We start from the raw sequence: 13,501 nt of genomic DNA, 5'->3' as shown, positions 1-13,501 counted from the left end.
AAACCGGTGGGGCAAGCCCAGCGGTCCATTAAAAGCCATGTCGCCATCAACGCCTAATAGATCCAAACTCGTCTTCACAAGCACGATTCACCCCATCGACTTCAAGAATTTGTCAGGTCGCGACTTCGAGCGCATGGTCTTCGCAACGCTCTTGCGCATGCGCGCATGGCGCTCACTGAACTGGCACGGGCAAACCGGCGGCGACGAGGGGCGCGACATCATCGGTGTCTGCGAGGATGAACATGGCAACGAGGTCACTGTTGTGGTCGCGTGTGCGAACTGGCAGAAGTTCACGCTGACCAAAGCCAACAAAGACATCAACCGACTAACGAGCACGCAAGCTACACAGCCCCATGAGGTCATCGTGATAGCCGGCGGGGACGTGAGTGCCGGGACTAAAGACAAGTGTAAGACTTACGCGAAATCAAAGAAGATCAACGTTTGCCAGGTGTGGTCTGGCTCGGAGTTTGAGGAGAACCTGCGATTTCACGCGTCGTCAGTTCTTAACCGTTTCTTCAATGGCGACACCTTGCCAGACGACGAGGCAGAGCTTCACAGGTTCATGCTGGAACTCGATCCAACGACCGAGAAAGAGGCTGGTTTACTTGTCGCGCGCCTATTCAACCGGCCTGCTTTTCAAACCCCAATTCACTGCGAGAGTTCAATGCCGGCATTCAGGCAGGCCATCGCGGACACCATTGGGGCACTTAACACCGGCATTTGGCGCGACCGCGAGGGCGCGATCATTTCGCGCGTGCCGCCTAGCCACGCCTTTCCAAACTCGCGTGTCTCGAAGGGACTCGCAAATTGCTCGAAAAAGCTCAACACGCTGCGCATGACGCTCGACGAGGGCATCAAAGCGAACGCCATCCGACCCTGTCAATGCAATAACTCGCTTTGCACGACCTACATTATCGACCCGCCTTACCCCCAACGGCTCGAGCAGGAGCGAGCCGAGGCGCTTCGGCAGGCCGCTGACGCTCTCGCGCTGCTGGGCGTTCGACAATTCTGACCAAGCGCTTGCGTCGCTGAAGAAGCCGAACGCATTGGCGTCGCCGGCCCTCATGTGCGTTGGCGTGACTGCAGTCATTCAACTTCGCCGGACAACTGAAAGCAACTGGTCGATAGCAGATATGTCCTACCCGTGATAAACATCCCAAATCGCACGTCGCCCGTTCCCGGCGAGCAACGGTCGCTTGGTGTCTATGGAGGGCTGGTCGGTCCAGGTCCCCTCGAAAACATCCTAGCCTCCTGAACGATGCTGTCCCGAATCGTCAGGTGCTGGACGTGATCGCGGTAGTTGCGACCCGAGACCACCCGTTCGCCTGATTCCAACAGCAGTTCATAGCGTCCGGACCCCAACGACATCACCTGCCTGATCGCCGATGCTCTGACCACTGTCGACCTATGCACTCGAACGAACTGGGCTTGATCAAGATCAGAGATGAAATCGGCCAATGTTCGCCTGATCGTGAAGCGCCCTTGCGTTGTGATGATGTCCAGGTAGTTGCCGGATGCGCGAACCACTTCGATGTATCGCTCGGGGACAAACTGGGTTCTTCGGCCAATCGGCAAAGGGTGTCTCCGATCCTGGTCAATGGCCTCCATCCTTCCATCGTGCAAGGCCGCGCGCTCCTTGAGCCGCTGTACCGCATCACGAAGCCTATCAAGCGAAACGGGCTTTAGCAGATAGTCGACCGCACGATCCTCGAATGCACGAACACCGTGCTGACTGTAGGCCGTCACGAAGACTACTAATGGTGGCGGCCCTACCCACCGCCGCAAAGCAGAGAATCCATCCTCGCCCGGAAGTTCGATGTCAAGAAAAAGTACATCGATTGGCGTTTGCATTGCCTCTGTGAGGACATCATTGACGTCGACGCACTCAACTACCACTGTGATGTCACCGCTCGATGCGCACCGGAGAAGCCGGCGAAGTCTGCCTCGTGCCAATGGCTCATCATCGACAATCGCTGCTCTCAAGATCATGCTGGAACCTTGTTCATGCGCACCTCCCTTGTGCTCGACCCTTCCAGTATGGGAACCGTGATACCGACTCGGTAGCAATAGTCCTCGACCTCACCCCAACTGATCTTGGCCTTCTCGCCGTAAAGTAGCGCCAGCCGATCGGCAACTATCTTCAGGCCGATCCCGTTTCCGTCCTTTCGGGCGCCCTCAAGCGAAATGGAGTTCTCCACGGTTACACGTAGGTTGTCCGCCTGTCTCCAAGCCCTGATTACCAGCCATCCCTGGGTCTTACTCCTCGCAATGGCATGAATAATCGCATTCTCGATAATTGGCTGTAGCGTGAGGACGGGAATGCACAAACCAAGCACCTCTTCATCCACGTCGACCATAATCTTTAAGCGATCGCCAAGACGTATCTTCTCGATAAAGAGGTAGTTCTGTAGTTGCTCGATCTCATCCCGAAGTGAACGAACTTGCTGATCTTCACGGCTCAGACTGTCACGCAACGTCCCGGATATCGCCACGACCATCTTATCCGCAGTCTCCAAGTTCTCGTGCATCAGTTCGGCGACGGAATTGAGAGCATTAAAAAGGAAGTGCGGGCTGACCTGAGCGCGTAGCGCCTCGAGTTTCACGGAAATGATGCTTCTCGACAGCTCCGATAGGCGTTGGCCGCGCTCCTCCATCTTTGAGTAAAAGACGGCCCCGTGCGCAAGACCGACCACCATCCACCCCATCATCATGTTTATGCGCAAGCTCGTATCGAGAACTTCGATGAATGACGGCAATTCGTCATACCATCCGAAGTAGTCCCACGTGTAATACATATACGTCCCTTTCGCGATAATGAAGCCTGCAACCACGAGGCTATTTGCCAACAGTGTGAACCCGAGATTGGTCTTGCCAATCGGACGATGCAGCGCCAGGCAATAGCAGACCATGGTCATGGGAATCCACGTCCACGTTCCACCAAAACCGTATTTCAGGGCGAACGTCCAAGTGATGTACTGCCCGTTCATCCGATGGTAGTCAACCGCTTGGCTTGCTAGCATCACCGCATATGCGGCCCACCAGATGACAGCGGCAATGAAGAACCTCAGCGTTTTGGTTTTTCCGGTAGACATGGGTTTGGCCTCATCCGAGCTAGGCACCAAGGCGGCGCATCCTCGTCTTACGTTCGTCGCCTGATTGCTCTTGTCGACGGCTCAATAGGGGCCCAGGATATGCGTACGTAAACAGAGCAAGTGGCATGGGGAAATACCTACGCTCCGTGACTCAGATGTCGCTTTCCTGGAGGGTGACGATGCTGTCTGCTTGCACTACTGTTGCCTGGAATCGCCGGGCACCCAGCGGCCATCAGCTAACGCCTTGGCTGCCACAGTCGGAGAGAGTCGACCTGATTGAAGATGTTCTGCCGCGGCTCAAACAGCCGTGCTGTGCGGATTCAACCTTCCCAGTGCGCAAATCCGGTCGCAAATGCTCAGAGTCTCGGCGACACCAGATCTCGCCGAGACCTACTCTTCTCGCTGCCCCTGTTCTTACGTCGCGCTTTGTAAATTCTTCGGCCAGTGCCATGCTAGCCAAACCGCTTGCAACGTTAGAATAATTTCAATTGTTGCAAACAGCATGTAGAACGACCACGCCCCATTGAATAGAATAAGTAGCATTATCGCAGCATAGAAGAGGCCGACACACACATTGACCCAACGACATACTGGCAGGGGAAGGACAAGCGATAGAAGAATCATGAGACTTGGAACTGCCATTAGAACTGCCGTGCCAACTAACAGGCCTTGAGTTACCGCACCTAGCGCCATTTCCCCATTGAGCATGTCTTGCAGCTTCCCTGGCACGTACAGCTCAAAGTAGTCGCCATAAACGTAGCAGAACATCACGCACGTCCACATTGCGGCAAGCTTGCATCTTGCCGGAACTTTCGTATCTTCATATATGGCTGATGCCATTGCTGGTCTCTCCTATATCCTTTCGTGAACCGAACATTGCGTTAAATGATGGCGCGTAGCTTGAACAAGATGGCGTGATCTGTCATAGGTGTCGATGGAGATTTTGTGCGGCACGCAACTATCGAAGGCGAAGCTTCCCGCGCTAGTGGCGCATGGCATGTGGCTACTGACAACGCGCGGCGCGCACGCGCGTCGTACAGAAGAAGAGACCGATTCCGACCTTGACCAGCGAACCTTCGACAAAGATTCGTCGCAACTGGGAAGAATCTGACAATACCCCCGCTTGGCCCACCGCCCGAGTGGCTATAGATATCTGACACATGTCAGTCCCGGTTGGATTCCGTTGTCAAATGGCTCCCCGACCAAAGACTGCTTCGATTGCACGCGCGCCCCGAGGCCGTCAAGCCATTCGATGTCAACGATGGACTTTTCTTGGTAGATCACCTCGAAAGTCCAGTCATCATTCATTCGGAAGAAGGCGCATTGGCCCAGAGTGGCTACTACGAACCAGGTAGATAACCCCACGCGCAGAGTTTGAGGGGGGGTGAGGCAATGCGGTGCAGGGTCATTCTGGTGCGTCAAGGGCGGGGGTGAGCCACGAATTTGCCCGCCGATAACGTCGCCAATCTCGCCATTTTGCGAATCGACCAGCCGAATCGCCATTCCGTAAATCAATATTCACATTTGGTTTAGTTGCGATCTGTGACAGGTGAATCGCCTGGGGTTTCGTATACACCTACGAGCCTGATAGTTCTGCCTGCCGTTCGAACTCTACCGGAGAGACGCTTCCATCGGCCACGGCGTCGTCGTGGCGATTGCCGCGGCGGCCCATGCTGCAGACGATCCCTTGGGCCTTCACGAACCCTCCCACTCGGCGCCGGTGAACTGACTGCCTTGGTCCGAGCGCAGAGCCTACAGGACCAGATTGGCGTGCATCGGGCCTTGCATCGCCCAGCCCACGACCTGGTGTGAGTACAGATCCAGCACCACCGCCAGGTACCGCCAGCCCTAGTACGTGCGGATGTAGGTGATGTCGGTGACCCGGTGCGTGTTGGGCACGGCCACGTCGAACTGCTGATCCGGGTGGTTCGGCGCGACCGTCGAGACCCGGCCACCACGAGGCCGCGGACGAACCCGTAACACTTGCACCTGCAAACCTTCCCTCTTTCTCAGCCGCGCCACGCGATGCTTGCCACAAGCCTCGCCCAGGTCGCGCAAGTGTCGGTGACCTTACGGTAGCCGTAGACCGTGCCGCTCTCCAGCCATGCCTCCTTGATGATGCCCAGAAGACGTTGATCCTCGCGATGGCGATCGATCTGCGGCTGGCGCTGCCATGCATAGAACCCGCTGCGCTGCACACCCAGCACTCGATACATGCTGGCTACGCGGAACTCGTCCGGATGCACCTGCATGAACGCATACTTCGCTCTTACCCCTTGGCAAAGTACGCAGCGGCCATTCTTTAGGATGTCGCGTTCCTCGGTCATCCGCTTGAGCTCGGCCTGCACACGACGGTTCTCCTCCGCCAACGAAACATCCGCCTGCCGCGTAGCCGGTGCCTTGCGCTGTTCCCTGACCCATGCGTACAGCGAGTCGATGCTGACGCCCAGCCGGATCGAGACCTCTCGCACCGAGCGCCCCTGATCGATCACCTGCTTGGCCGTCTCGGCCTTGAACTCATCCGAATACCGCTTTCCGCTCATACACACCTCCGTGATTGCCGTAATGTACGGCTTGGAGATGTCTACTGAACCCGGGACGATTCACTCCTCATTGAAGGACAATTGAACATCCGTTTGATCGGGGGCCGCCCGCCATCTTCGCCGATACGGATCAGGTAAATACGCAAGCGGACACTTCTTGAAATATTGGCACGGTCGAGCTAGCTTTTTGGCTTGCAGCCTTATCCATCGTCGCATACCGCATCATTTCCGCGGCACTGGCTCCGATGGCAGGATCGGCTCGTTTTCTATCGGCTTGTCGCTTGGATGTGGCTGGCGAGGTCCAAAATTCACTTCGATACGAGTTCCGTCTGGCTTGATTATGGTTACAGACTCTGGCACGTAGTCTTCGCTAGAACCCGGATCCTCTCGATCAGTTTCTCCCTTTATGGACGACTCAGCCGCGTCATTGATGCGTGGCTTGATCACTTCCTTGTAGTACGACGCCAGGTGTTTACCAGCCACAGGCACTTTATCGAGAGCCCCTTCTACTGACTGATGGGCCAACCACTCTCCGGAATCGACCAAAAAATTGACCACTGGATCCTGATAATTATCTTTGACATAGCTCGCAACCGTAGTAAGGCCTTGCATGGTTTTTTTAGGAACACAGCTTCCGGGAGTAACACATGGCCAATATTCTCCCAATTCTCCATTCGGATCTATGAAAGTGAAGGGATTGTTGTTCCCATACCAGTATCGATTGAAGTTTGTTCCATTTGTTGCATTCGCAGGCATTGGGTCAACGGACAAAAATCTTCCAATCATTGGATCGTAATAGCGCTGGCGCATGTAGGTAAGACCGGTTGCGCCATCCATGAGATGACCGGTGTAGCCAACACCGCTGTACGCGGGCTTGCCGATAACACCACCCCATGGTTCGTAGTCTTTCAGCTCGATGATCCGTCCTGCCTCGCTTGTGATCGCTACGAGACTACCGGGACCGTCGCTGTGTAGGTACTTTACGGTCGCGCCCGCCGTTCCGACGGGAGTTTCCCGAGTGGCAATCATGCTTCCCGCCAGCGTGATGTACTCCAACTTGAGCGGCGTCGCCTGGCGTTCGTCCTGTTGATAGACCAACTGCCCACCTTGGCTGTACTGCGAATAGGTCGACTTCCCGGCCGGCAGCGAAGCCATGACTCGCCGGCCCAGCCCGTCATAGCGGTATATCTCCTTGTTGATCGCGCCACGCAAGCGATTGCTAAAGTCGAAGTCGTAGATCTGGCCGTTCTTGTTCTGTAGATTTCCTTGCGCGTCGTAGCCCAACCCCACGATGGTGGCTCCGACACTACTCTTGATGTTGCCCAGCCGGTTGCTGGCGTCGTATACGTACTCGGCGTAGTCCTTCACACCCGCCAGTTTCCATGACTTCAGGTTGTCCAGGGCATCGTAGGAGAAGCGGTGGGTCTGGTCACTGCCGCCAAACATCGGCGAGTTGGCGGTCAACAGGCGATCCAGCCCATCATAGGTCATGATGCGGTCATAGCCGGAACCGCGGGCATAATCCACGATGCTCGCAACATTGGCATTCTGATCGTAGAGATAATCGAAATCGGCCGTTCCCCCGCTACTTGTTATCCGCTCCGGCAACTGCCGGACGTTCTGGGCCATCGTGTGGACGATGCCGTTTCCGTAGGTGAATTGCCGAAGCGCCCCATTCGGAAAATACCGCGCACCCGAAGCGTAGGCCGTGCCGACCTGATCAACGACCTGCGTTGCCTGGCCCAGTGCGTTCGGCGCATAGTCCAGCGTCAGCCCTGTCGGATACGACTGCCAGCGCAAGTTGCCGTTGGCGTCGTAGTCGTAGCCCAGCCCCCACGCGTACAAGCCCGGAAGGCCCAGCGACTCGCCCGTCAGCAGGCCCCGATTGTTGTACTTGTAAGCTGTAATTACGGGCGAGGTATTGCCGCTGCCGTTGTAAGCTGTAATGCTGGCCGGCTTTCCGGCCTTGGTGTAGGTCCACACTTGGTCGCCGCGACCGTCGGGGAATTTGAGCTGCACCAACCGATTGCGCGCATCGTACGTGCGCAAGATCGTGCGTCCGGAATGGAAGGCGTCGACATGCTGGCAATCAGTGGTACCCCCAAAGATCTGCCTATCTAGGCCAGTCGCCGTCCACGTCGGATTGCCCACGCCGTCATAGCCTGTGACAGTAACCCCGGCTTCCGGTTCGATCATTTTGCACAGCCGTCTGTTGCCATCGTAGACATACTGTCGGATCGCAAACTGGGTGCCAGCAGAGTTCTGCTGGATGAGCTCGGTTGGCCAGCCAAACGCGGGATTGCGAATGATGCGGATGACCTTATCTTCGGGTTGGTCGCTGCGAATCGGGAAATCGTAGGTCGGCTGGTCCCAGGCCATGAAGCTGGTGGTGGTCTGCTGCCCGCGAGGGTTGGTCACACGCGTTCTCAGGCCCGACAGATATTCGGTGGTCGTAGCCAGCACGCCAAGTTCGCTGTCCTGCTCAACCCGAACGACACGATCGAGGGCATCGTAAAAAGTGCGGGTGCCCACAGCACCCGGAACATTCGTCGACGCGGGGAAGGACTGGAAGCTGACCCGACCTCTGCTGTCGTAGATGGTTTTTGCGGCACGCAATGTGCCCGCGGTGTTGGCCTCGTCGTACTCATTCGTCAGCACCGGCCGCCACATTGCATCCAAGTAGGTGATCTTACGGGCACTGCCCGTATAGGTCATCTGGACCCACTGGCCAGGAAGAATCCCCGCCGGCATCCAGTCACTGGCGGCCAGGGGCCGGAAAATGTAACCCGTCATGTTCCAGCGAGAGTCGTCGCATGTACCTGATGCCTTCTCGGACGGATATTTCACCGAGGCCATGCGTCCCATCGCATCGTAGGTGTAGCAGGTCTTGGCGCCCGTTTCATCGATTGCGGACACGGGCCATCCATTGTCGTCAACCGTTGCAGAGATCGTAGTTCCGTCGGCAAAGGAGACCAATTGCGGAACGCCCCGTTTCCAGTTAGTCAGCGAAGTGATGTTGTTGTTGCCATCTTTGACGGTTCTGAGCGTTCCGCGCTGCCCACTTTCCACGGTGGAGGCGGTGTCGTAGTGCAGGGTCTGCGTGACTTTTCCAAATGCCTTGTTCTGGATGGGCACCGCCCACTCCAAGTCATAGATGGTTTCGGATTCAATGGAGCCGCTTCCGCCATTGCAAGACGGATCGACCGGCAGTGAAGCCGAGCATGTCGTCGATGCTAACTGGCCAAGCACCCATTTGGACGTGTTATTGCTGTAGGTGAAGGCCTCGGTCTTGCTGAATGTCTGTGCCTGTACCGCGCCGGCAGGCAGTGCAGCCATCACTACCATCCACAGATGAACGGTCTTCCGCATACTTCTTCCATCACTTTTTATGTGGCTGGGATTCATCTCAGGTTTCTCCTTCTTCCCGATTGGCTTGTATGACCATCCTCGCGTGCCACGCTTCTTTGCATCGCGTGTAGCTAGGGTTTGATTATTGTTCGGAAAGGCGAATGTTCTAGTTGGGTTTGCTGGACTTGATCACTCGGGTGGGCTTGCCGTAGACATCAAAGCAATAGATCCCGGCTCCTCCGCAGGCACTGCCGGAATCAGCCTGCATGGTGAAGGTGGCAGCGTCCTGCTGGGTCGTCTGCGAAACGACCGGACGGACGACGGCCGTCGACGGATCATCGCCATTGATGATCACGCCATAGCGCGGGAAGAATCGCTGTCCGCTGGCGCTCGACTCAGGCAGGTACGTCGTCGATTCAGTCCGTTGGACCGCTCCCTTAGCATCGATGACGCTACTCCCCAGCAAGCGGCCTTCATTCAGCGCATACAAGAATCCATAGCGATACTGGCGAAGCGTCCCATCTGACTGCGCGACGGTTACTAGCTTCTCCGTATCGCATGTCCCGCAGGGGTAGTTCCCCGCCTGTGCGTTCGTCCCCCAAAGGCCTTCCCTGGTGATGCCGTAGTCGTAAATCCATGTCATGGGGACAAGCCCCGGACCACTCATGGTCTTGCTCTGCAGACTCATAACATCGAAGTAGTTCGGGATGGCAAGAACGTACGTATGGACGTAGGTCGATCCGTCCGATGGAATCACGTGGTCCTGGCAGGCACTCGCGTGTATTCCGGAACGATAATGGCGAGCGTTGGAGAAATGAAATGCACCGATTGCGCCACTCGGATGGGTAATCGTCAGACCGAAGTCGTTGACAATGGCCGGTGGTTTCAAGGTGCAGCCGGAATTGCTGCCGCCATCCCAGGGTTCGTAGTTGGGCGACAATGTCCCGTTGTAGGCGTACTTCCACTGACTGGCATCCGGACGTACCACAGTAGTCAGCAAGCCTTCGTCCGTGCCGGTTTCGTACTGGTATCGCCATTCGCGTCCATTGGCCCGCGCCGCAGACAACCGGCCGTTTGCATAGGTCAAGGCGATCAAGCGACCATCGCTCGAAGAGATGCTTGTTGGATACCCGGCATCGTTGTATTCGAAGTTGACCGTATTTCCGAAGCGGTCGGTGATCTTGCTCGCCAACAGGTAGATCTTTGTTCGAACGACCGTTCCACCATTTGGAAGTTCGAAGAATAGGCCATGGACGTAGTAATTCATCGTTCCTCCGGCACGGGTGACTGCCACATCGAAGTCGTATCGAATGCCAGAGGTCGTGGTCACCGCGAAGCCTTCTCCACTCAATCCCTTCTTCATCGGTATGCACGTAAATGCGTCGCGCTCGCGCGTCGTCCAACGGTGTAGCTGACCATCGCTAGGGACGAGGGTCTTAGGCTCGGTCAACAACATCGTGCGATCACCGCTGCCCGGAATGTGGACCGTATTGCCCTGCCAGATGTCGGTGGTGTTGAACGCACCGTTGACTTGCGGTGCGCCAAGCAATGAGCATCGCTGACTCGGGACCGTCGAGGAGCCCCATCCGTACCGTGAGTCGAACATTCCCGAGATGTGGGGGACGTCCAGATCCCAGTTGCCCGCTCCTCCCAGATCCGGGTTGTAGCTGGTAACACCGGCGGGCTCGATCTTGATGTGAAGGCGACGCGTGAGTTGGACCGGTAGCGCGTTGTTTCCTGCAATGTCGATATCGGTCAACGAGAACTCGGTGGATCCGTTGTAAAGACTGATGCTGTCGCCCATCATTTGATCAGTGAATGCGGTCAGCCTCTGCGACGATTCGATCCGCTTGCGATACTCCTGGTAGGGCTCGACAGCGTGTGCACACGTGGAGAGCAGCCCCATGCCAAGAGCCATCAGTACGGCGTACGATTGCAACTTCATGCCTATCCTCCCGGTTTTTTGTCAATCCCCTGACTACAGGCTTTTGGCTTATCGCATGTGCCAAAGATCCCCGCTTGATCGAGCGCTACGTAGCTGTCCTTCTATCGAGAACATGGCTTTGTTCGCTATCGCTTTGTCATCGGCTTGGCTTGACCTACGCCGAGCCTGCACTTGAGCGAGAACCAAAGCGCATCCCTTGGGATGAACAGCACAATCAGATGGATGAACACCAGCGGCGACAAGTCTTACTTTTTTTGGTCACGCTATAAGCAGCGTCGACATCAGGGTTCGAGTTACTCATTCTTCGGCGCGCGAAGGAGAGCCCTGGCACCCACGTTGTCATAGAATTTTGAGTTCACACGATTTTCATGGACAGACCTAGCTTCTATCTGGAATAACCTCGAGAGATCGACCGCGCCATACACCCAGGCGGTGCTTTTATCGATTTTGGACAAACGTAATCGGTCGGCGATCTAACTACTTGTTCACGGCAAAGCGTCACTAATCTGTAAAAGCAAATGTACTCCGCGCCTAAGGCCGCGTCGGTCGCTGAAGAATGGTCGGGGATCGAGCAACTGGCTGGCACAGTAGCCTTCAGCGCCTTTTGCGACCGATCTCCCGGCTGATCATGGAAGGGGCCCGCGCCAGCGATACCGCTATCGTGCGGATCGATTGTTCCGCCGCCAAGCCGCGGGAGATTTCCTCGCACTCAGCCAGGCTCAACACCCTTCGAGACCTTCGCCTCACCTGCGGACGAATGCCGCCGTGCTCGGCCAGGATGTTTCGGACGGAGCGGCGGTGCCGATCGACCAGGGACGCGATCTGGTACAGGGACTCGCCTTGCTGCCAGCGATCTCACATCAGTGTCATCTGGGGGGTCGGTGTAGTAGATCTTCTTCCTGCGCTTCACCCGCAACACTCCTGCTGCATATGCAGCTATCCGCGTCTCGCATCGATCATATGAATTCGCGGGCAGAAGCGGACATCGAAAGAACGCTTGAGCTGATCCGAGGCAGGAACCAGCATCAGCGTGAGAAAGTTGTTATGCGGCAACTTGTCCGCACTCATGGTCTCGGCTCTACTCGCTTCGCCCTAGCAGCGCCGCGACCGCCAATCCGGGCATAGGTGATGGTTTCAGCCGGCCCATTAGCCGGTGAGATGGCTTTAATGATGATGCCGCTATCGGCACCCACCAGCCCTTCGTTTGACGGATACAAGGGCTCCCGGTGTCCATCGCCGCGGTCGAAGGTGAAACTGCCGTTGCCAGTCGAAATGATCTTGAATGGCGCGACACCGGAGATGTCCGTAAAGCTGTAAGTCCCCTGGAATCTAGCGACTGAAATTGGGCTTTGCGGATCCAGCTTCATCACAGTTGAAGCCATGGCGTCAGGCCAGTGATAGGTATCGGCGATGCCTCGAAGAAGCTCCGCGATAAGCGGCTTTGCATTGTCCGAGTTGGCCATGATTGCCGCGCCTTGACATGTTCCTGGATAGAGGATGAGTGACGAGTTGTAACCTTCGTTTGTGCCATCGTGCCCAAAGTGGCGGGCTTTGCCTTCACCACCAACTTCAAAGCCCAAGCTGCGTGGTCCAGATTGCACAGTAGCCATCTGATTGGCGAGTGCTGGGCTGAGTAGGGTGTTGGGCTCTTCGCGGACGGCCTTCATTACCGCCAAACCAAAACTAGCCAGATCGGGTGCCGTGCTCCACAAGCCAGCAGCAGCGAGCTCCGGGTAAACGTGCCAGCCCCCCGGAACCATCGAGCCATCTGCGACGTGGCCTGCGGCGACGTCGGCTCTCGCGCTCGCGGATGGTTCCGCAAAGCCACTCCGGATCATGCCAGTCGGCTCTAAAACTTGATCATGGACGATCTTGTCGAAGCTCTGGCCGATCTTTTCGGTCATCAGCAGTTGCGCAACGAGATAGCCGCCCCCGGAGTAGCGCCAGTCCGAACCTGGCACATAAGCGACCTGCACTGGTTTCGGCCGGGCTGGCTCGACTCCATTAAGGGTTTGGAGCAGCGTTGGTATCAGTTCGCCGTGGGAATACCCGCCATATCCGCCGGGGATCAGGCCAGCGCTGTGACCAAGGATGCCTCGCAGCGTAATTGGGTGCCCCTCAAGAAATGGGCTCGCAGGTACCTTCCAACTCTGCAATTCGACATTCACATCACTGTCGAGCGATAGCAACCCCTGATCGACGAGTCGGAGAGCGGCAAACGCAGCCACCGGCTTGGTCACCGATGCGGCCTGAAACAGCGTGTCACTCCGGATCTTGGCACCGTCCTTCCGGGTGATGCCGAAGCCATGTCTATCTACAATCTTGCAGTTGTCGATGACAGCAACGCTTATGCCCGGGACTTTCCATCGCTCCATGCGATCGGTAAGGGACAGCTTGTTGCCAGACTCATTCTCAAAGACGACCGCTCGGCGCAATGTGTCAGCGTAGGCGGGCATACTTTGCTCCGCCTCTGCCGTTTGAAAGATAGCGCCAGCGCCAGAGAAAGCCATCATCATCGAGATGACAAGAATTTTCGTCACAACCTGCCTTTGTGTTCCCTTAGTCGAATGGCC

The 13,501-nt window shown here is 56.5% G+C and carries 8 protein-coding genes and 1 pseudogene; 1 reads left to right on the top strand and 8 read right to left on the bottom strand.

What is annotated here, in order from left to right; translation table 11 throughout:
• Positions 1–133: 133 nt before the first annotated feature.
• On the top strand, positions 134–1,012 hold the full coding sequence (locus IAE60_RS12970) for a hypothetical protein (protein WP_187572579.1): 879 nt from the start codon (positions 134–136) through the stop codon (positions 1,010–1,012).
• A gap of 191 nt (positions 1,013–1,203) precedes the next feature.
• Here IAE60_RS12970 and IAE60_RS12965 read toward each other — a convergent pair whose 3' ends face one another.
• The 8 genes and pseudogenes from IAE60_RS12965 to IAE60_RS12930 all read right to left on the bottom strand — a co-directional run bounded on the left by IAE60_RS12965 (position 1,204) and on the right by IAE60_RS12930 (position 13,468).
• Positions 1,204–1,989 (bottom strand): LytR/AlgR family response regulator transcription factor, encoded by a 786-nt coding sequence (locus IAE60_RS12965; protein ID WP_187572578.1) that lies wholly within the window; start codon positions 1,987–1,989, stop codon positions 1,204–1,206.
• Complete coding sequence (locus IAE60_RS12960) at positions 1,986–3,092, bottom strand: sensor histidine kinase (RefSeq protein ID WP_187572577.1); 1,107 nt, start codon at positions 3,090–3,092, stop codon at positions 1,986–1,988. Before IAE60_RS12960 ends, IAE60_RS12965 begins: the two co-directional genes overlap by 4 nt.
• A 414-nt stretch (positions 3,093–3,506) precedes the next feature.
• Positions 3,507–3,860, bottom strand: coding sequence for a DUF6326 family protein (locus IAE60_RS12955; protein ID WP_244966572.1), 354 nt, complete (start codon positions 3,858–3,860; stop codon positions 3,507–3,509).
• Between the two features lie 1,241 nt (positions 3,861–5,101).
• Positions 5,102–5,635: a transposase gene (locus IAE60_RS19060; protein ID WP_425504429.1), complete on the bottom strand. Its 534-nt coding sequence runs from the start codon at positions 5,633–5,635 to the stop codon at positions 5,102–5,104.
• Between the two features lie 222 nt (positions 5,636–5,857).
• Positions 5,858–9,040 (bottom strand): RHS repeat domain-containing protein, encoded by a 3,183-nt coding sequence (locus IAE60_RS12945; protein WP_187572575.1) that lies wholly within the window; start codon positions 9,038–9,040, stop codon positions 5,858–5,860.
• A gap of 109 nt (positions 9,041–9,149) precedes the next feature.
• Positions 9,150–10,928, bottom strand: coding sequence for a hypothetical protein (locus IAE60_RS12940; RefSeq protein ID WP_187572574.1), 1,779 nt, complete (start codon positions 10,926–10,928; stop codon positions 9,150–9,152).
• Positions 10,929–11,534: 606 nt separating this feature from the next.
• Positions 11,535–11,783 (bottom strand): annotated as a pseudogene (locus IAE60_RS19055) (helix-turn-helix domain-containing protein); the annotation flags it as partial.
• 209 nt (positions 11,784–11,992) lie between these two features.
• Positions 11,993–13,468, bottom strand: coding sequence for a serine hydrolase domain-containing protein (locus IAE60_RS12930; protein ID WP_187572572.1), 1,476 nt, complete (start codon positions 13,466–13,468; stop codon positions 11,993–11,995).
• Between the last annotated feature and the right edge of the window lie 33 nt (positions 13,469–13,501).

Source organism: Pseudoxanthomonas mexicana (assembly GCF_014397415.1).
GTDB classification, from domain to species: Bacteria; Pseudomonadota; Gammaproteobacteria; order Xanthomonadales; family Xanthomonadaceae; genus Pseudoxanthomonas_A; species Pseudoxanthomonas_A mexicana.
This window is presented reverse-complemented; position numbering and strand designations above follow the sequence as displayed.